Below are 18,897 nucleotides of genomic sequence, written 5' to 3' on the forward strand. Positions count from 1 at the left end.
AATCTCACCTCAGAAAGTCTATATCAAATTCTTTCGCCACGCGGGGAAGAGACTTGCGCTCGCCCCGCCCATAGATCTGGGGGGAGTTCACACCGGTGACGACGAGCATCGTCCGCACCTTGCCCTGCATATCAGGGTCGACCTGGGCGCCCCAGATGATCCGGGCACTCGGGTCGATCCTGTTGTAGACCTCCTGGACGACACCCTCGGCTTCGGCCATTGTCATGTCGGGGCCGCCGACGACGTTGACAAGCGCGGCGGTCGCGCCGGAGATGTCCACGTCGAGAAGAGGCGAACGCAGGGCCTTTTTCACGGAATCGGCAGCCTTGTCCTCGGCGTCGGACTCGCCCATGCCGATCATGGCGACGCCGCCGCGCTCCATCACGGTCCGCACATCGGCGAAGTCCAGGTTCACGAGGCCGGGCACGGTGATCAGTTCGGTGATCCCCTTGACCGCACGCATGAGCACCTCGTCGGCAACCTTGAAGGCGGCATAGAGGGGCAGGCGCGGCACGACTTCGAGGAGACGGTCGTTCGGGACGACGATCACGGTGTCGGCGACGTCGCGCAGGCGTTCAAGGCCGGCCTCCGCGTTCTCCGACCGGATCGATCCCTCGGAGGTGAAGGGGAGGGTGACGACGGCGATCGTCAGTGCGCCCTCTTCGTGCGCGGCCTTGGCGACGATCGGGGCCGAGCCGGTGCCGGTGCCGCCGCCGAGGCCGGTGGTGATGAAGACCATGTCGGCACCCTCAAGGGACGTCTTGATCTGGTCCTCGTTCTCCAGGGCGGCTTCCTCGCCGATCTGGGGGATGGAACCGGCGCCGAGGCCGCGCGTCCGCTGGCGGCCGATGAGGATCCTCTTGTCGGCCTTGGTGCGGATCAGGTGCTGGGCGTCGGTGTTGACCGCGATGAGCCGCGCTCCCACCACGCCTTCCTCGGCGATCCTGGTCATCGTGTTCGAGCCACCGCCGCCGCACCCGACGACGACGATCTCGGTCTTGAGGTCTCGCAGGAGTTCCTCAAGGTCGTCATCCGGCTGGACGGCGGTCTCAAACTCGTCTCGTGCCCGTGATAATGCCTCTTCAACTATGGACTTCATCGATATACCTCTCCAACCCCGGGATGTGGATGCGTGTTTCACTGCAGGAACTGACCATGGTCGGGGTGATCGTCCGCCCTCCGACCTCGACGGGCTGACCGCTCGAAAGACGTCCGAAGAGCGGGCCTTTCGGAACCCCGAGCTGCCGGGCCTTATCGGGGTCGAATCTCGCCTTCATGATGACGAGGTCGTCCCCTTCAGCTGCAGTGCTCCACCGATCATCTATGATTTTAATACACATGGATATTAAATAATGTATTATTTCTTCTCTTTGATTCGCGAAGGTGATGAATGTCGGGAGGATCTCCCCGTGCTCCCCGGCGACCGATGCCGCGGGGAGGAGGTCAAGTGCGTCCCTGAATGCCTTCGGGTCGGCTTTATCCGCCTCTGAAACGAGAGCCGCGGGTATCGTGGCCACGACAGGATCGCCCGTCCCTGCAAGGGTGCCGGTATGAAGACGGCAGCCCGGAGAGATCCCTTCTGCCGCCGCGCGAACGGCCGTGTATGTCTCCCAGGAGAGGTCCCCGATACCGGTGATCTCGCCTTCCGAGAGGAGGGGCAGGCCGAGGTCGACGAGGATCGCCAGGAGACGGTCGGCGTCGGTTTTTGCAAGCGCTTTTCTGTCGAGGTAGGCGGCGACCGCCCCGGTCTGCCGGATCATCGCGGCGACGAGGTCGCGGTCGAGGCAGGCGACCTCGCGGGAGGGAGCGATGTGGCCGAAGGCCCCCTTCGAGGAGAGCGCGATCTCGGTCTGGCGGACGGCATAATGGGTGCCGCCGAAGCCGACCAGGGGGATCGCGTCGCCGGGCGCGGCCTCGAGGACGGCGCGGGCGGCGGCGTCTGCCGCGGCCGGGTCGTTCCACTCGGTCTCGGTGCTCCCGATCTCGACGAAGAGAGAGGGAGTGCAAAGGGATGTCGGGCCGTGGTGGGTCGCCTCATAACTGGCGCGGTAGCCTGGCGGGGCATGGCGGGCAAGGCCGCGGAGGACGGCGTGCATCATGGCCGGGGCCGCGGGGGCGAGGGTCCGGGCGTCTCCGCCAAAGGCCGGGTCCCCGTAGTTGCCGGTGACATGGACGGTGAGGGCCGGCGACGGGTGGGTGCTCGAGTGCCGGGAGAGGAAGACAAGGATGTCGGCGCCGAGGTCCCTGTCGGCCCCTTCGGCATAGATGAGACGCCCTCCGCTCTCGTGGAAGGAGAGGGACGCCGCCCGGCAGAGAGGCCAGTCGTCCCGTTCTGCAAGGAGTTCCCCCATCCGGCGGGCGAGATTTCGTCCCGCAGGGTCGAGGGACGAGTGAAGGAAGGCGATATGCATGAGGAGCGTTTCGCGTCGGGGGGCTAAAGCCTTACCCGGCCGACAGCCGAAAACACTATTCTTCTCCGCGGGTAATCATCTCATCATGGACAAAGAACTGATCGAGAAGGCATTCGCCGAGAGCGGGATCACCACGGAGATCGGGTGCGAGCAGGCGTTTGCGATCAGCGAGAAATACGGCATACCAAAGATGGATCTCGCACGGTATTGCAACCGCCACGACCCGAAGATCAAGATCCGCTCCTGCCAGCTGGGTTGCTTCAGATGAGCCTCTTTCTCGATGTGGTGCCGGTCGCAAAGGCCGTGGAGGTCGTCCGCTCGACCGCCCGGCCTGTCGGCACCGAAGAGGTGCGGCTGGAGGACGCCCTCCACCGGGTGCTTGCCGACGATGTCAGGGCAGGCCATGACCTGCCCGGCTTCGACCGCTCGGTGGTGGACGGCTATGCGGTGAAGGCATCGGACACGACCGGCGCCTCGGAGGCAATCCCGGCGATGCTCTCCCTGCGGGGGAGGATCGAGATGGGCCGGGCGCCGCCGGGAAAGGTGGACGCGGACAGTTGCTGGTATATCCCGACAGGCGGGGTGCTCCCGGCAGGGGCTGACGCCGTCGCCATGATCGAGTACTCGGAGGCTGTGGGGGACGAGGTGCTCGTCCAGAGGCCGGTCGCACCGGGAGAGAACGTGCTCTCCCGTGACGAGGACTTTGCGACCGGGGCTGTCGTCCTCCAGGCGGGGCGGCGCCTCACTCCGCAGGACCTCGGCGTCCTTGCCTCGGCAGGGGTGGCCGCGGTCAGGGTGCTCGGACTGCCGCGTATCGGGATCATCTCGACGGGAAACGAGGTGGTGCCTGTGGAGGCCGACCTCGCGCCCGGACAGGTGCGGGACGCCAACGCCTACCTGTGCGCGGGTTTCGTGCGGGAGCACGGGTGCGAACCGGTGCGCTACGGGATCGTCCGGGACGACCCCGCGCTCCTCCGCCCAATCCTTGAGCGGGCCGTCGAGGAGTGCGACTGCGTCCTCATCTCGGGCGGGAGTTCGAAGGACATGCGGGACATGACCGCCCGTGTGATCGGCGAACTCGGGGAGGTGCTGGTCCACGGGATCGCCATCTCCCCCGGGAAACCGACGATCATCGGGACGGTCGGGGAGACGCCGGTGATCGGGTTGCCCGGCCACCCGGGCTCGGCCTATGTCGTCCTGGCGGCGGTGGTCGGCCACCTGTTCGCGGCGCTCTCGGGCGCGCCCGTGCCTGTGCGCCGGGTGCGGGCGCGGCTTGCCGCGAACATCCCCTCGGCAAAGGGGCGGGAGGACTATGTCCGCGTCAGTGTCGAGGGGGGACAGGCGACGCCTGTCTTCGGGAAGTCCGGCCTCCTGAACACCCTGGTGAAGAGCGACGGCCTTGTCCTCGTTCCGGCAGGGCGGGAGGGCCTTGAGGAGGGCGACGAGGTGGAGGTCGTACTGTGGTGAAGAGATATCTCGACCTCGTCTCCCTCGCCCGCGCCCTTGAGGTCATCAGGGAGAGGTTTGGCAGCAAAAAGCCGCGGACCGAGACCGTACCCCTCGAAGAGGCGGCGGGCCGGGTGACGGCGGGACCGATCTATGCCCGCTTCTCCGTGCCCGGCATGCACATCTCGGCGATGGACGGGATCGCCGTCCGCAGCGCGGAGACGCACGGGGCCTCGGAGACCAGGCCTGTCGTCCTCCCCGACGCCGTGCGGGTGAACACCGGCAACCTGGTGCCGCCCGAATACGACGCGGTGATCATGATCGAGGACGTCTGGATCGGCGAAGGCACCTGGACGATCCGGAAACCGGCGGCCCCGTGGCAGCATGTGCGGCCTGTCGGCGAGGACATCGGGGAGTCGGAGATGATCCTCCCCTCCCTCCACGCGGTCCGGCCGCACGAACTCGGCGCCCTCGCCGCCTACGGCGTGACCGAGGTGGAGGTGCTCGCCTTCTCCGCGGGCATCGTACCGACGGGGAGCGAACTGGTGCCCGCGGGCACACGGCCGGGACCGGGGCAGGCGGTGGAGAGCAACTCCCTGATGGCGGCGGCCCATCTCAGGTCCCTCGGCGTCGCGGCCAGGCGGTACCCGATCGTGCCGGACGAGCCAGACCTGATCAGGGCGGCGATCGAAAAGGGGATCAGGGAGAACGACCTCCTCATCGTCTCCGCCGGTTCGTCCGCGGGGACGCGGGACTTCACCGCCTCCCTCATCGCCGAACGCGGCGAGGTGCTCGTCCACGGCGTCGGGATCAAGCCGGCAAAGCCGGTGATCATCGGGGAGATCGAGGGGAAGCCTGTCATCGGGCTGCCCGGATACCCCCTTGCCGCCTACACGATCCTGAGAGAGGTCGTCACCCCCCTCGTCGGGACGTACGGTTTCCCTGTCCCCGAACCCGAGACTGTGGACGCCGCCCTCACGACGACGCTCCACTCAGACATCGGCACCGACGAGTTCGTCCTCCTCTCCGTGGGGAGGATCGGGGAGAGATGGGTGGCCGTGCCCCAGTCGCGGGGCGCGGGCGTCCAGATGTCCGCGGTGCGGGCGAACGCCCTGATGACGATCCCGTCCTCGAAGGAGGGGGCAGAGGCCGGGGAGACGGTCAGGGCCCGTCTCCTCGTGCCGCGGCGGCAGGCAGGGGAAGGGGTGCTCATTACGGGGAGTCACGACCCCTGCCTGGACCGCCTGGCCGATATGGTCAGGCCGGCAGGCGTGGACATCCACTCGACGCATGTCGGGTCGATGGGCGGCCTCCTCACTCTCAAAAAGAGGCAGTGCCACGCGGCGCCGATGCACCTCCTCGGCCCGGACGGCGAGTACAACCTCCCGTACCTGAGGAAGTACCTGCCTGACGAGGACCTCGTCCTCCTCTGCGTGGCGGAGAGGGAGCAGGGGCTCATCTCGCGGGATAAAGTATCCTTCGACGATCTCCCGGCCCTGCGGTACGCGAACAGGCAGAAAGGGTCGGGGACGCGGATCCTCTTCGACCAGCTCATCGGCGAACTCGGGATCGGGCCTGCCGACGTCAGGGGGTACGGGAGGGAGTTCACGACCCACCTCGGCGTCGCCCTGGCCGTCAGGTCGGGCGAGGCAGACTGCGGCATGGGCGTGTACTCCGCGGCAAAGGCCCTCGGCCTCACCTTCACGCCGGTGGCGACGGAGCGCTACGAACTCGTGATGCATGCCGACGCCCTCGACGACCCGCGGGTGGCGGCGATCGCGGACGCGGTCTCCTCGGAGACATTCACGAAGACTCTTCAGGAGATGGGCGGCTACCGCACGGCCGAGACCGGCGTGCGGCGGAGACTGCCCTGAGCACCGCCTCGTCGGGAGCGGCGCAGGGGACGACGCCCTCGATCGTCCAGGTGCCCACCCCGAAGACCTCTTTTTTCATCTTCAGTGCAAAGGTGATCTCCGAGAGGGTGCCGTAACCACCGCCGACCGCGATGACGGCGTCGGCCGAGGCGACGATGAGGGCGTTCCGCGCCGGGCCCATGTTGCTCCTGACAACGATCCCGACGTACGGGTTCTCCCCGTCCAGGCCCGGGATGATCCCGACGGTCGTCCCGCCGTGCGCCTTCGCCCCCCGGCACGCCGCCTCCATCACGCCTCCGAGGCCCCCGCAGAGGAGGACGGCGCCGCGGTCTGCAAGGAGGGCGCCGACCGTCTCGGCCGCATCATACTCGTCCGGCGAGGGGTCTCCGGTCCCGATGACTGCGATCTGCATGACGAAGAGATCGGCAGACAGGGAGAAGGATGTGACGGATGCATTGAAAAAATACTTTGGGCGCGGGGACCCACCATACCAGATATGATCACGCCCTCCGGGGCGAGTTGAGGGATAGAGGTGAAGGAAGTCACCAGCAGTTATGATGCGAAGGCTGTCGAGGCCTCGGCCAGGGAATTCTGGCGGGCCAACGATACCTACCACGCGGTAAAGGACCTGAGGCGCTCAGGGAAGCAGTTCTTCTTCGTGGACGGCCCGCCGTACACCACCGGCCACATCCACCTGGGCACGGCATGGAACAAGATCCTGAAGGACGCCGTCCTCCGCCACCACCGGATGTGCGGGATGAACGTCATCGAGAGGGCAGGCTACGACATGCACGGCCTGCCCATCGAGGTGCAGGTGGAGCACGAACTCGGTTTCGCCTCCAAGAAGGACATCGAGACCTTCGGGATCGACCGCTTCATCGAGAGCTGCCGGACGTACGCCATCGCCAGAATGGGCGAGATGTCGGACCAGTTTCGGGAACTCGGCATCTGGCTCGACTTCGACGAACCCTACCAGACCCTGAAGAAGGAGTACATCGAGGCGGCCTGGTGGACCCTGAAAGAGGCCGAGAAGAACGGGATGCTTGAGAGGGGCTCCCGCGTCGTGAACTGGTGCCCGCGCTGCGAGACGGCGATCGCCGACTCCGAGGTGGAGTATGCCGACGCCACCGACCCCTCGATCTACGTGAAGTTCCCGGTGAAGGGGCAGGCAGACGAGTACCTCGTCATCTGGACGACCACGCCCTGGACCCTCCCCGCGAACGTCGCCGTCGCCGCCCACCCGAAGATCACCTACACCCTCGTCCTCGCCCGGAAGGACGGTGCCGAGGAGCGCCTCTGGATGGCCGAGGGTCTCGTGAAGGAAGTGCTCAAGAAGGGGCGGTACCAGAGTTTCGACGTCATCCGCACCGTGCCCGGCACCGAGCTTGCAGGCATGGAGTACGAGTCGCCCCTCGCCGACGTCGTCCCTGCCCAGAAGGATATCGCACACCGCGTCGTCCTCGCCGACTATGTCGCCCTGGAGAACACCGGCCTCGTGCACACGGCGCCCGGCCACGGGTGGGACGACTACCTCACCGGCATCAGGGAGAACCTCCCCATCCTCTGCCCTGTCGACGGCACCGGCCACTTCACGAAGAAAGGCGGCGTCTTCGAGGGCCTCTATGTCAAGGACAGGGAGACGAACCAGAAGGTGCTCGACGCCCTCGGCCACCACCTTCTCCACCAGGGGACGATCACCCACAGGTACGGCCACTGCTGGCGGTGCAAGACCCCGATCATCTTCCGCGCCACGGAACAGTGGTTCATCAAGGCCGCGGATATGCGGGACAGACTCCTCGACGAGGTGGCGAAGGTGCAGTGGTACCCGGAGTGGGCCGGGAGCGCCCGCTTCCATGACTGGGTGAAGGAGGCACGCGACTGGTGCATCTCCCGCCAGCGCTACTGGGGCATCCCGATCCCGGTCTGGCAGTGCGACACCTGCGAGAACCGCCGGGTCATCGGCACGGTCGCCGAACTCGAAGAGGCGAGCGGCATGGAAGTGAAGGACCCGCACCGCCCGTACGTGGACACGGTGACCATCCCGTGCAGCTGCGGCGGCACGATGCACCGGGTCTCCGACATCTTCGATGTCTGGTTCGACTCGGCCGTCGCCTCCTGGGCGACCCTCGGGTTCCCGGCGAACAGAGAGGACTTCGACCGCTACTGGCCCGCCGACTTCATCACCGAGGGGCAGGACCAGACCCGCGGCTGGTTCTACTCACAGCTCGGTGCCTCCATGGTCGCCTTCGGCCGGTCTCCGTACAAATCGGTCCTGATGCACGGCTTCACCCTCGACTCGGAGGGGAAGAAGATGTCGAAGAGTCTCGGCAATGTCGTGACGCCCGACGAGATCATCGAGAAGTGCGGCGTGGACGTGCTGCGTCTCTACGTCCTCTCGTCAAATGCACCCTGGGACGACATGAAGTTCAACTGGGAGAGCATGAAGACGGTCAACCGGGCCCTGAACATCTTCTGGAACGTCTACCGCTTCCCCCTGCCGTACATGGCCCTGGACAACTTCGCGCCCGCACAGACGGCCGACGGCCGCTGGGACGAGGCCGCGGTCGCCGGGATGCTCGCCGCAATGCCCGACGAGGACAGGTGGATCCTCTCGCGGGTCAACACCCTCACAGAGGAGATCGACGCCGACTTCGCGGAGTTCAACCTCCACAAGATCACCCGGTCTCTCATCACCTTCGTCCTCGAGGACGTCTCCCGCTGGTACCTCCAGCTGGTGCGGCCGCGGATGTGGCTCGAAGAAGACGCACCCGAGAAGAGGTACGCCTACGAGACGGTGTATTATGTCCTCCGCCGCCTGGTCCAGCTCCTCTCACCCTTCACCCCGCACCTCACAGAGGAGATCTACGGGAACCTGCGCTGCAGCGGCGATCCCCGGAGCGTCCACATGCTCGACTGGCCCGAGGCGGACAAAAGGCTCATCGACAGAGACCTGGAGACGGCGATGGCCGCCGTGCAGGCCTTCGACGACGCGTCCGCAACAGCCAGGCAGGACGGGAAGAGGAAACTCCGCTGGCCTGTGGGCGAGGTCGTCGTCGTCACCTCGTCGGCCGCGGTGCAGGAGGCCATCACCCGCCTCAATGCCCTCTGTTGCACGCGGGCGAATGCGAAGGCCGTCACCGTCGTCGCCGGCCGCTGGGAGAGGATCGGCTGGAAGGCCGAACCGGTGATGCGGGTGCTCGGGCCGACGTTCGGCAAAGAGGCCCCGAAGGTGAAGGCGGCGATCGAGGCGGCGGACGGCAACGCATTGAAGGCCGCTCTCGCCGAGACCGGGACCGCGACCGCCGGGGCGTACGAGGTCACGCCTGAGATGGTGACCTTCACCGAGGAACTCCCGGCAGACGTCTTCGCCGCCCCGATGGCGGACGCAACCGTCTATGTGGACGTGGCCCTCACTCCGGAGATCGAGGCCGAGGGCTATGCCCGCGAGGTGATCCGCCGCTTCCAGGAGATGCGGCGGCAGCGCGACCTCAAGGTCGAGGAGAACATTACCGCCGAGGTCGCGGTCGCCGACCCGCGCATCGCCGGCCTTGTGGCCGGGTGGGCGGAGGCGATCTCGGGCGAGGTGCGCGCGAAGAAACTCGACGTCCACGAGGGCGACGCCCTTGCCGGCACCTGGGAACAGGCCGCAGAATGGGAGGTCGAGGGCGTGGAGATGCGGATGGGCCTCTCACGCGCCGAGGAGTGAGGAGAGGTAGGCCCGGCCCTCAGGGGCCGAGAAGAGGGGCAGGACTTCGTCGGCAACGACGCCCTGCCTCTCGACCGTCACTTTTTCCCCGGTCAGGGGATTCATCCCCTCTTTTGTGTATCTCCCCCGCCGCACCAGGGTGCCCCGCCTCTGCCAGGCCGGGGTCTCGGCAAGGTTGACGCCGCGGGAGAACATCAGGCCGTGCATATCCTCGGCCTTCATGCCGAGGAGGTGCGCCGCCGCCGCACGGGGCGTCAGGCCCTCCTCCATGAGTGCGGCCTGGCAGTAGGCATTGATGTGGTTGCGCCATGCCTCGGCCTGGCGCATCGCAAGGTATTCGGCGGCGTACGCCGGCGTCACCGGGATGATCCTGGCGTCGAAGGCGACGGGTTCGACGCATCCGTACTCCAGGGTGAAGGCGCTCGCCGCATAGGAGGCAGCGATGGAGTCCAGTTTCTCCACACGGCCGCCGAAGGGCAGGACCGTGAGGTAGAGACTGATCTCGTCTGAAAAGGTATAGGCGCAGAGGGGGTTGAGGCCGCTCTCTGCGATCAGTCGCCTGCAGGTTCCGACCATCGCCGCATGAAACCGTGCGTCGAAGGGCTTTTCACAGGTACCGGTCAGCCGGTGGAATGCCCTCCCGTCAAGACGGAGAAAAACCGGGGGGTAGAGGGCAAGATTCGAGAAGATCTCATGGTTTTCCATGGCTGTGCCGTACCGTCCGGCTCAGGCTTTCGTCTCGCCCTTTGCCTTCTTGAACGCTGCGGAGATGTGGCGTATGACGATAATATCCCCGATTTCCTTGATGATCCTGAAGGGGATGAGGTAGCCGCGGTGGCCCTTGGGATCGGAGAGTTCGGGGTTGAGGTTGCCAACGGCGATGGATTCGATCTTCTTGCCATCGATATCGAGCAGGACATCGTCCACGTCCCCCACATAGATCGCCTTGTCTGTGTATACGCTCATGCCAAAAAGTTCGGTGACCTGCGTCTTCATCACTATCGATTCATGGTATAGACTATAAACGATAAAAAGACTATCATTTTCCATGAACGGATCCTTACGAATCGGGCATCTATTCGGAATTCCTATCTATCTTCACTGGACTTTCCTTATCGTGATCCCGCTCTTCGCCTGGATCATCGGGAGTCAGATCGCCCTGACGGCCACGATGATCGCCGGCCTCTTCGGCGTCGAGATCACGATGACTCTCTTTCTCCAGGGCTTTGCCCCCTACATCCTCGGGGCCGCGATATCGCTCGGCCTCTTTGCCGGGGTGCTCATCCATGAACTTGCCCACTCGGTCGTGGCGCGGTCGATGGGCCTCAAAATTAACTCTATCACCCTTCTCATCTTCGGCGGCGTCGCCTCCATGGAGGAGGGTCTGCCCGACCCGAAGGTCGAACTGCCGATGGCCCTTGTCGGGCCCCTGGCAAGCCTCGGCGTTGCGATCATATCTGTCGCCCTCACCTATGCGCCGGTATGGCTCGTGGACGCGGGACGCCTGAGCCCTGAGGTCGGCGGCGTCCTCATCTATTTCTTCGGCTACCTGGCCCTGCTGAACTTCGTCCTCTTCCTCTTCAACCTGCTCCCGGCCTTCCCGATGGACGGCGGGCGGGTCCTGCGGGCGTGGCTTGCGAAGAAGATGCCACTCCACCAGGCGACGAAGATCGCGGCCGACATCGGGCGGGGCTTTGCGGTCTTCTTCGGGATCTTCGGGTTTCTGATCTTCAGCCCGATCCTGATCATCATCGCCTTCTTCATCTATATCGGGGCGAACCAGGAGGCGACGGCGGTGCGCTACAGTTTCCTTCTCCGCGACGTCTCGGTCGGCGACGTGATGTCCGCGCCGGTGGCGACGGTGCCGCCGGACATGCCGGTCAACGAGGTGGTGAAGATGATGTACGACACGAAGCACCTCGGCTTCCCGGTGATGGACCGCGGCGGCCTTGTCGGCATGGTCACTCTCGGGGACGTCCATGCGGCGCCGGCCCTCGACCGCGAGGCGATGCAGGTGCGCGACCTGATGTCGAAGGACCTCGTCGTCCTCCCGCCCGACGCCCCGCTCACCGAGGCGATGAGGATCATGTCCCAGACCGGCATCGGCAGGATTCCGGTCGTCGAGGAGGGGGAGGTCGTCGGCATCGTGACGCGGACAGATATCCTGACGACGCTGGAGATCAAGGAGGCGTGAGAGGGGAGAAAAGAGGGAGATTGGTGCCTCAAAGTGGCGCTGCCGCTCGAAAACCTACATTTTTCTCAAAATCGCGAACTTTCGCAACCTCTCATCAGGATAGGGGGTATGGCATCTCTCTCCTCAGGATCTCAAGTTCGCACTTCCCGGGACCAATCCTATTATCGGGGGACGAGCGTCAGCGAGTTCAAGAAGATCAGAGATCTTCGAGGTCCGGGGGCAACGAGAAGGTCGAAGACCTTTGAGGTGCGAACGAAGTGAGCAGGAGAATACGGAAAATCGAAGATTTTCCTGTTCGGGCACATCTTCGATGTGCCACGGACCGTCAGGTTTTCGAGGCAGTCCCCCGGCACAGATTGAGGGGAAGGCGGTGGGTCCGCGCTCCCTCCCTGCGATCACGGGGGAGACATCAAACCCAGCATGAGGGATCCAACAAAGCCCAAGAAGTCTAAAATATTGATTATTTAGAAAAATCCCCAATCGTCGTTGCTCTTCTTTTTCTTCCGAGAACCACTTTGCCCAAAAAAATCCGGCATATCAACCTTCGGCGGTTTGATTTTAGGCTGCGATATTTTCGGCGCACGTACCATGAATGCCGACGACTCCGAACCATTCACTTTTGGCCTATTCCGCAAGATACTCCGAATATCAGTCTTTACAGAGTCGGGCCGTTTTTGAATCCATCCTTTCTGGGTGCTTTTGGAAATCGGTTTATGATGAACATCATCATGGCAGAGAGAACACAAAACCAGCAAATTGCTCTGCGTGTTCAGATCTTTTGCTCCGGAAGCTTTCGCCACTTCGTCGATATGGTGAATCTTGAGATTTCTTTGAGGAAATTTTTTTCTGCACTTTTCACATTTATTCCCCACTGCAGCCATTATATTCTTCTTTTTGGCCGCAGTAAGAGCATCCCGTGTCTTTTCTTTGTCGGTTCGTTCATCAAAGAGCCCTGCCATGCTACTCTCTCCGGACCCCCTTATAATTCCCTCCTGTTGTCTTACAACTCTTGATCCTTCCCGTTTTTGCATCTCTCTTGTAGTTCAATCCAGTCACAGGATTGTTAAATTGGCTTGTCTTTTTTACTGCTCCTCTACGATACCCATTCCCAGTATTTGTCGCCATTTTATATCACAACACTGAATATGATCAATACCATATAATATATGTTTTGCATTTTTGAGAATAGATGATCTCACAAAATAGCGATTATTAAAAATCCTTTAATTGAACCAAAACATAAAAAAGCACAGAAATCGGAGGTGAAAATCCGTGGACTTCAACCACGACGATAATCATTTTCCGTTCATTCACGCTATGGGCGCGAAGAAATAAAATCCGGATTTACCCTTCAATATCTGCGCGTCTTTTCGCGTAAGTCTATCCACCCCTTTCAAAACGCGAGGTACCCATCCACCCCCGTCTCCCCCGCGACCTTCCTGAAGGCGGCGAGGTCGGCGAAGGGCCGCTTCGCAAGGACCGTGACCGCCGTCTTCTTGCCGACGCCGGGGATAGAGCGAATCGCCGACGGAGGGAGAGTGTTCACCTCGACAGGCGCCGGGAGGGCGGTGATGGACCGCATGCCCCAGTCGACGACGACGGCGTCGGTGACCGTCCCTTCGGGGAGGGGGAGGGGGAGGCCGACAAGGATGGGGTACGACCCCATCTGCCGCCCGAAACTCGTCTGCCCGGAGACCTCGACGCCGACGTCGCGGAGGAGGGTCCCTGTCGGGAAGACACGCCTGAGCATGGGGAGGTCGAAGTCCTTCCTCACCCACTCCTTGAAGGCGCGGAATGCCCCCTCGTGCCGGCCGAGAGTGTTCTCCTCGTAGGCCCGCGTCCCCATGAAGGGCATCAACTGCCTGATGTTCACCCGCCGCACCTGGAGACCGGCAGCGAGCACCCTCTCCAGGAAGGCGCGGTTTCTGGCGTATGTCTCCGCGGTCTCGCCGGCAAGGCCGCAGACGAAGTTGAGGCCAGGCAGGAGGTCGGGGACGCCGTCCCTCCGGCCGCCGCCCACCTCGTTGACGATCTCGATCGCCCGGAAGACCGCGTCGGGGAGTGCCTTGAGGTTGTTCGCCCGGATCACCGCGGGGTCGGCGGTCTCCATGCCGAAGGCGGCGACGTCGCCGGGCGTGTGGCCTGCCACGATCGCGGCGAGGGCCTCGCGGCTCTCCTCCTCGTGCCAGGCGATGGTGCCGGGGTTCACATTGTCGATGTGGAGGGTCTGGAGGTCGGGCGCCGCCGCCCTGATGCGGGCGAAGAGGTCGGCGATCAGGTCGGGCCGTGGCTTCGGGAACTCGTCCCCGCCGCCCGTGCCGAAGGCGAGAAGGTCGGGTTGCCGCCCCAGCCTGAAGTGGCGGGCGCCCGCGGCGTACAGCGCCGCCACCTCTGCGGCGACGCCGGCGGCGGAACGGTAGCGCGGCAGACCGTAGAAGGGTTCGGTGCAGAAGGAGCACCCGCCGCCGGCGGCGCGGGAGCACCCCTGCGCCGTCTCCAGTTCGCACATCACCCGCGGAAAGAGGGGGTGCTGCCCGATCACCGGAGCGCCGAGGACGCTCCACCGGTCGATATCCGCGTACCCAGCCGTCCCTGCCGGTTCCCCGCCGGAGAGGAGAGAGTCGAGGGCGGCGGAGGGCGACCCTGAAAGAAGGTGGTCGAACCCTGCCGCTGCCGTCTCCACCGCCTTCTTCCCCCCCTGCGGGGAGTAGCCGAAACCGATAGGCCCGCCGAGCACCTTCTCGGGGCCGCGGACCTGCACGCCGATCTGGGAGAGTTCGGTGAGGGTGGCAGGCGTCCCCGCGAGGTACTTCCCCGGCACCGTGATCCCGGCGATTACCAGGAGGAGGGATGCGTCATTGAATGTCCTGAGGACAGCGGGGTTCTTCCTGACGGCATCGATCGTCGTGTACCTGACAGTATAGCCATGTTCGACGAGCACGCCGGCGCAGTACCTGATATAGGGGGAGATGTACGGGGGGACGCCGAGGCACGCGGGTTCGTCCACGTACCCGTCAAGGATAACGGCGTCAGATGTCATGGCCGAGGAGGGCGAGGAGGCGCCGCGCCCAGAAGAGTTTGCCCCGCTTCACCGGGTCGACGTCAGGGTCGTCGAGGTCAAAACCGACAAGGGAGACCCGCGCCGCTCCCAGGGCGTGGGCGGCGAAGGCCGCACGGTCGCCGTCGGAGAAACCCCCGAAATTGTGGATGCCACCGAAGGGAGCGGCCTGCGTCGTCCCGACAAGAGGGCCGGGCAGTTTCGGCACCCAGTGGCGGAGGAGAGGGATGTTGTCGCCGTGGGCATGGACAACGACCACCGTCCCCTCCCTGTTCATCGCGACCAGACTGTCGGTCGCACCGTCGAGGTCGGTGAAGACGGCGTCGGGCCTGATGCCCCGGCCGTACAGCACATCGGCGGCGGCGTCTGCCGCAAAGACCGTCCCCTCGATCCCGCCGGTCTCGCGGGGAAGAGAGGGCGCGTTCCCGCAGACGGTGACCGTCTTCCCCCGGCAGAGGCCTTCGAGGAGGGCGAGGTCGTCGCGGGGGAGAAGGGAGGCGAGGAGGCGCGCCGCCTCTTCGTCGCCCGCCCGGTCAAAGGCAAAATAGTCCAGGATCTCCTCGTAAAGGGGCTCCCACTCCTCAAACTTCATGCTTGGCCTCGTTCTCCAGGCCAACGATCCGGCGGATCTTCTTCAGGATGGGCTCGATGATCAGGTCGAGGAGTTCCTCCTTCTCCTTCACCATCGAGAAATAGGTGAGAGGTATGGCCGCCGCCGCCATAGTTGCGTGACCGCCGGCCTCGCCTATCCCGGCAAAGGCCTCCTCCAGCACCTTGCCGATATGGATCCTGATGTCCCTGTTCCTGGCCGAGAAGATGATGTTCGTATCGGTGATGCCGTAGACGATGGCAGTATTCACTCCCTCCAGGTTGATGAGGGTGTCGGCGGCCTGCGGCACGGCGTCCCTGTTGCGAAGATAGCCGACATTCGTGAAGAGATAGCCGGAGACGACCTCGCGGCTCCGGATCGCGTTCCCGAGGACGTCGAGGGTCTCCTGCGAGACGGACGGCGACATGATCTTGTCGAGGATGTCCCGGTCGGTGAGGGGCAGGAGGAACGCGGCATAGTTGAGGTCCTGCGGCGTGATGTTCCGCCTGAAGTCCCGGGTGTCGGCCCGTATCCCGTAGAGGAGGGCAGTCGCCACCTTCGTATCCACCGGGAGGTCGAGTTCCTGGAGGTACTGCGTCATGATGCTTGCCGTCGCCCCCATCCCTGGCCTGATGTCCACGAACTCGACCTTGGTGGTGTCGTGGGTACCGTTTTTGTGGTGGTCGATGATGATGTTCACCCGCGCGTCCTTGCCGAGGGCATTGTTCGAGCCCGGCGCCGTGGAGTCGACAAGGGCGAGGTGTTCGCAGGCGGCGAGGATCTCGGGCGAGATCTTCTCCATCTTGATGTCGAGAAGGTTGACGAAGGCCCGGTTCTCCTGGTGGCCGATATTGCCGTCATAGAGAATACGGGAGACGAGTCTGCCTCCCGAGGCGTCGTGGGCAATCGCCGCAAGGGCCATCGCGCTCGATACCGAGTCGGGGTCGGGGTTCGTGTGGGTGACGATCCCGAGGGTGCCCTCCCAGGACCCGAGGAGAGCGGAGAGCCGCCGCGCGATGCGCGAGGCAGAGAGCCTCCTGATGTGGTGGACGGCGGTCTTGGCGATGACTTCCTGAGGATAGAGGACGACATCCGCCCCTGCGCTTTCGAGCATGTCCTTGCCCACCGGGTCGGTGGCGCGGGCGATCACATGCGCAGGAGGATATTTTGCTTTTGCAGTCCGCACTGCAGAAAGATTGGCGTCCTTGTCATTGGAGAGGACAAAAATGACTTCAGGAACAGGTAGATCGTCAAAAGCGTTCGGTTCTTGCATATCCCGGACGATCGCGTCGTATTTCTGATCGCGAAGATCTTCGACGCGCTTCTCGTCCCGGTCGAGGATTAATATTGAGTCGGTTTCCTTGAGCAGCTCCTCAACAACGTTGTATCCTGTGCTTCCGCAGCCGCATATCAGGTATTTTACGATCTTCCCGGGAGACCCGGGCTGAGCCGCATCGGCCATCACAGAATATGGGATCTCTGGAGATAACAACTCATCGCCGCAATGTTTATATGGAAACGCGCCCAATATGGTAGAGTCAAAGCACAGAGGGCCTGTAGCTTAGTTTGGCATAGCGGCGGACTCTTAATCCGCAGGCCAGGGGTTCAAATCCCTTCAGGCCCGTTCTTTGTATTCTTCTCTTCTGGTCATTCATTCACTGTGTCGCCGCACTGTTTTGATCTTGGACCGTGGTCTCTCTCCTTTAAGTCCGGCCAGTTATTTCGGCGAAAAGCTTCGATATTCTATTCACGACCCGGGATACGTTCCGGGAAGAAAGAACTACAGAGACAAATCAAAGGCCCCGGGGTGTTGCATGTCAGAGCATGAGGGCGTGGGCCCCGCGGGACACGGCCCGGGTCAAATACGCCCGGATATGCCCCCAGTAGAGGGATCCCACCCCCCTTTCAGGGCCATAACGGGGAGATCCGGCGATCCTGGCATACCGGGGGCCGTGGGCAGAACAGAATGAAATCCGGCAGGACTCAACGCCCTCTGGTCGTCGATATGATTACGGGTAAGGCCCCCTCCACTCCCGGTTCCCTGGTGCCGGGGAAGAGGAGGGAAAGGGGTTGGAATGTGTCCCGATCCAGACTCTGGAGATTTCCCCGGTACGGGCTCTGTAGAAACCCTCCTATTCAGGGTGATGTCGCTCCCTGCGAATTTCATTGAGTGAGTGTGGATCCCCTGCCTTCCCCTACATCTGAACCGGGGGCTATCGCCCCCAGACCCCCCATTCGGGATAGGATCGGGAAGAGCGAACGGGATATCCAGAGGAGGGAGATTGCCGTATCCCTGCCTATCCTGAGCGGGAGGTCTGGGGGAACGACCGAAGGGAGTCGAGAACACAGGAGATCGGAGATCTCCTGAGCAGGCAAATGTTCCATGTGCCATGTACGGAAAATCGAAGATTTTCCTGTGCGTGCACATCTCCGGAGATGTGCCACGGACCATCAGGTCTTCGCTGAACGAGCGCCAGCAAGTTCGAGAAAATCTGTGATTTTCGGCGTAGTCCCCCGGTGCGAGGCAATCCAGAACAGGATTTCTCCAGAGCCGTTTCACGAACGATTCAACAGAGCCCTGAAAAACTTATTTCCCCACCGCTACAAGCATCTCCTCAAGACTCGGGTACCGCGACTCGATCCTCTCCACCCGCCCCCCGGCCGCGGCGACCATCGAGGTGACGGCATTCATCCTCTCGATGTCCCCGGCCTCGGTCATGCAGACCCCTGCAGTCTGCGTATAGGCAAGAGTCGGGTCGAGTGCTCCGGGGTCGGCGATGGTGAAATAGACCGCGTACGTGAGGGACCCGAAACGCTCCCGCAGTTCCTGCATCGTGCCGAAGGCCTCGATCTGCCCGCGGCGGAGGATCATCACCCTGTCGCAGATCTCCTCGACCTGGTAGAGATTGTGGGCCGAGAGGACGATCGTCTTCCCCTCGTCCCGCAGCCCCTTCAGGTAGTCCCCGATGAACCGCCCGGTCATGGGGTCGAGGCCGGAGGTCGGTTCGTCATAGACAAGAAATGTCGGGTCATGGATGAGGGACCGGGCGATGGCCACCTTCCTCCGCATCCCCTTGGAGAGTTCCCCGATCTTTTTCTCGCCCGCGTCGAGAGAGAGGGAAGAGAGGATACGCTCCCCGCGTTCCCGGATCGTCCCGCGGTCGAGACCGTAGATCTCGCCGAAGAAAGAGAGGTAGTCGTACACCTGCATCGTCTCGTAGAGGCGCGACTCTTCGGGCAGGTAGCCGAGGGCGTTCTTGTGGGCGGCAGGGTGCTTGAGGATGTCACACCCCCCGATCTCGATCGTCCCCGAGGTCGGGGCGAGGAGGCCGGAGAGGATCTTCAGGAGCGTCGTCTTGCCGGCACCATTGTGCCCGACGATGCCAAGGATGCCGGCATCGCCGAAGTCGAAACTCACGCCGTCCAGGGCGCGGAAGGCCCCGTAGTCCTTCACCAGATCCTGCGCTGCGATCATTGGGGATCTGGTCGGCATCCACCGGATAAATCATATTCCCCGCGGCACCATTGATCTCAAGGAGTCGATCCCGATCAGCGCCAGAAATGTCCTGACTATCGCACGGTGGGAGGCAAAACGGTCCCTATCCACGATGAGCAGGGA

The 18,897-nt window shown here is 63.4% G+C and carries 15 protein-coding genes and 1 tRNA gene; 6 read left to right on the forward strand and 10 right to left on the reverse strand.

What is annotated here, in order from left to right:
* Window positions 1–4 precede the first annotated feature (4 nt).
* Together ftsZ and BP869_RS09100 are read right to left on the reverse strand one after the other, a co-directional pair.
* On the reverse strand, window positions 5–1,099 hold the full coding sequence (ftsZ, locus tag BP869_RS09095) for a cell division protein FtsZ (RefSeq protein ID WP_067048664.1): 1,095 nt from the start codon (window positions 1,097–1,099) through the stop codon (window positions 5–7).
* Window positions 1,083–2,411 carry a D-aminoacyl-tRNA deacylase gene (locus tag BP869_RS09100; protein WP_342678911.1) on the reverse strand — a complete coding sequence of 443 codons (1,329 nt, stop codon included), beginning with the start codon at window positions 2,409–2,411 and terminating at the stop codon, window positions 1,083–1,085. The genes ftsZ and BP869_RS09100 overlap by 17 nt, the downstream gene beginning before the upstream one ends.
* 85 nt (window positions 2,412–2,496) lie before the next feature.
* Here BP869_RS09100 and BP869_RS09105 point away from each other — a divergent pair, with 85 nt between their 5' ends.
* From BP869_RS09105 to BP869_RS09115, 3 genes are read left to right on the forward strand one after another with little or no spacing between them, the layout of a single operon-like run.
* Window positions 2,497–2,679: a hypothetical protein gene (locus BP869_RS09105; protein WP_342678913.1), complete on the forward strand. Its 183-nt coding sequence runs from the start codon at window positions 2,497–2,499 to the stop codon at window positions 2,677–2,679.
* Window positions 2,676–3,878, forward strand: coding sequence for a gephyrin-like molybdotransferase Glp (gene glp / locus BP869_RS09110; protein WP_342678915.1), 1,203 nt, complete (start codon window positions 2,676–2,678; stop codon window positions 3,876–3,878). Before BP869_RS09105 ends, glp begins: the two co-directional genes overlap by 4 nt.
* On the forward strand, window positions 3,872–5,731 hold the full coding sequence (locus tag BP869_RS09115; protein ID WP_342678917.1) for a molybdopterin biosynthesis protein: 1,860 nt from the start codon (window positions 3,872–3,874) through the stop codon (window positions 5,729–5,731). The genes glp and BP869_RS09115 overlap by 7 nt, the downstream gene beginning before the upstream one ends.
* Here BP869_RS09115 and BP869_RS09120 read toward each other — a convergent pair.
* Complete coding sequence (locus tag BP869_RS09120) at window positions 5,661–6,143, reverse strand: TIGR00725 family protein (RefSeq protein ID WP_342678919.1); 483 nt, start codon at window positions 6,141–6,143, stop codon at window positions 5,661–5,663. The genes BP869_RS09115 and BP869_RS09120 overlap by 71 nt on opposite strands.
* Window positions 6,144–6,263: 120 nt before the next feature.
* Between BP869_RS09120 and ileS the strand changes: the two genes are divergently transcribed.
* On the forward strand, window positions 6,264–9,437 hold the full coding sequence (gene ileS, locus BP869_RS09125) for an isoleucine--tRNA ligase (protein ID WP_342678921.1): 3,174 nt from the start codon (window positions 6,264–6,266) through the stop codon (window positions 9,435–9,437).
* Here ileS and BP869_RS09130 read toward each other — a convergent pair.
* Window positions 9,420–10,142 (reverse strand): tRNA(His) guanylyltransferase Thg1 family protein, encoded by a 723-nt coding sequence (locus tag BP869_RS09130; protein ID WP_342678923.1) that lies wholly within the window; start codon window positions 10,140–10,142, stop codon window positions 9,420–9,422. The genes ileS and BP869_RS09130 overlap by 18 nt on opposite strands.
* Window positions 10,143–10,163: 21 nt before the next feature.
* Window positions 10,164–10,403: a PRC-barrel domain-containing protein gene (locus BP869_RS09135; protein ID WP_394339035.1), complete on the reverse strand. Its 240-nt coding sequence runs from the start codon at window positions 10,401–10,403 to the stop codon at window positions 10,164–10,166.
* A gap of 82 nt (window positions 10,404–10,485) precedes the next feature.
* Between BP869_RS09135 and BP869_RS09140 the strand changes: the two genes are divergently transcribed.
* Entirely contained in the window at window positions 10,486–11,631 is a 1,146-nt protein-coding gene (locus BP869_RS09140) for a CBS domain-containing protein (protein WP_342678926.1), read from the forward strand.
* Window positions 11,632–12,095: 464 nt separating this feature from the next.
* Here the strand turns inward: BP869_RS09140 and BP869_RS09145 are convergent, their stop codons facing one another.
* From BP869_RS09145 to BP869_RS09160, 4 genes are all read right to left on the reverse strand, one after another.
* Entirely contained in the window at window positions 12,096–12,590 is a 495-nt protein-coding gene (locus tag BP869_RS09145; protein WP_342678928.1) for an HNH endonuclease signature motif containing protein, read from the reverse strand.
* Window positions 12,591–13,024: 434 nt separating this feature from the next.
* Entirely contained in the window at window positions 13,025–14,671 is a 1,647-nt protein-coding gene (locus BP869_RS09150; RefSeq protein WP_342678930.1) for a radical SAM protein, read from the reverse strand.
* Complete coding sequence (locus BP869_RS09155) at window positions 14,661–15,281, reverse strand: 6-hydroxymethylpterin diphosphokinase MptE-like protein (protein WP_342678932.1); 621 nt, start codon at window positions 15,279–15,281, stop codon at window positions 14,661–14,663. The genes BP869_RS09150 and BP869_RS09155 overlap by 11 nt, the downstream gene beginning before the upstream one ends.
* Window positions 15,271–16,740, reverse strand: coding sequence for a DHH family phosphoesterase (locus BP869_RS09160; RefSeq protein ID WP_342678934.1), 1,470 nt, complete (start codon window positions 16,738–16,740; stop codon window positions 15,271–15,273). The genes BP869_RS09155 and BP869_RS09160 overlap by 11 nt, the downstream gene beginning before the upstream one ends.
* Window positions 16,741–16,828: 88 nt before the next feature.
* Between BP869_RS09160 and BP869_RS09165 the strand changes: the two genes are divergently transcribed.
* Window positions 16,829–16,902 (forward strand) — tRNA-Lys (locus BP869_RS09165).
* 963 nt (window positions 16,903–17,865) lie between these two features.
* Here BP869_RS09165 and BP869_RS09170 read toward each other — a convergent pair.
* The gene (locus BP869_RS09170; RefSeq protein WP_342678936.1) at window positions 17,866–18,753 is read right to left on the reverse strand and encodes an ABC transporter ATP-binding protein; all 888 of its coding nucleotides are present in this window, start codon (window positions 18,751–18,753) and stop codon (window positions 17,866–17,868) included.
* Between the last annotated feature and the right edge of the window lie 144 nt (window positions 18,754–18,897).

This window comes from Methanofollis sp. UBA420 (genome assembly GCF_002498315.1).
Taxonomy (GTDB): Archaea; Halobacteriota; Methanomicrobia; order Methanomicrobiales; family Methanofollaceae; genus Methanofollis.

Bases quoted from the DNA above. Each gene is read 5' to 3' on its own strand.
- BP869_RS09105 (WP_342678913.1), top strand. From the start codon at position 2,497: ATGGACAAAGAACTGATCGAGAAGGCATTCGCCGAGAGCGGGATCACC.
- BP869_RS09100 (WP_342678911.1), bottom strand. From the start codon at position 2,411: ATGCATATCGCCTTCCTTCACTCGTCCCTCGACCCTGCGGGACGAAAT.
- BP869_RS09140 (WP_342678926.1), top strand. From the start codon at position 10,486: ATGAACGGATCCTTACGAATCGGGCATCTATTCGGAATTCCTATCTAT.
- BP869_RS09170 (WP_342678936.1), bottom strand. From the start codon at position 18,753: ATGATCGCAGCGCAGGATCTGGTGAAGGACTACGGGGCCTTCCGCGCC.
- glp (WP_342678915.1), top strand. From the start codon at position 2,676: ATGAGCCTCTTTCTCGATGTGGTGCCGGTCGCAAAGGCCGTGGAGGTC.
- BP869_RS09135 (WP_394339035.1), bottom strand. From the start codon at position 10,403: ATGAGCGTATACACAGACAAGGCGATCTATGTGGGGGACGTGGACGAT.
- ftsZ (WP_067048664.1), bottom strand. From the start codon at position 1,099: ATGAAGTCCATAGTTGAAGAGGCATTATCACGGGCACGAGACGAGTTT.
- BP869_RS09130 (WP_342678923.1), bottom strand. From the start codon at position 10,142: ATGGAAAACCATGAGATCTTCTCGAATCTTGCCCTCTACCCCCCGGTT.
- BP869_RS09155 (WP_342678932.1), bottom strand. From the start codon at position 15,281: ATGAAGTTTGAGGAGTGGGAGCCCCTTTACGAGGAGATCCTGGACTAT.
- BP869_RS09120 (WP_342678919.1), bottom strand. From the start codon at position 6,143: ATGCAGATCGCAGTCATCGGGACCGGAGACCCCTCGCCGGACGAGTAT.
- BP869_RS09150 (WP_342678930.1), bottom strand. From the start codon at position 14,671: ATGACATCTGACGCCGTTATCCTTGACGGGTACGTGGACGAACCCGCG.
- BP869_RS09160 (WP_342678934.1), bottom strand. From the start codon at position 16,740: ATGGCCGATGCGGCTCAGCCCGGGTCTCCCGGGAAGATCGTAAAATAC.
- BP869_RS09145 (WP_342678928.1), bottom strand. From the start codon at position 12,590: ATGGCAGGGCTCTTTGATGAACGAACCGACAAAGAAAAGACACGGGAT.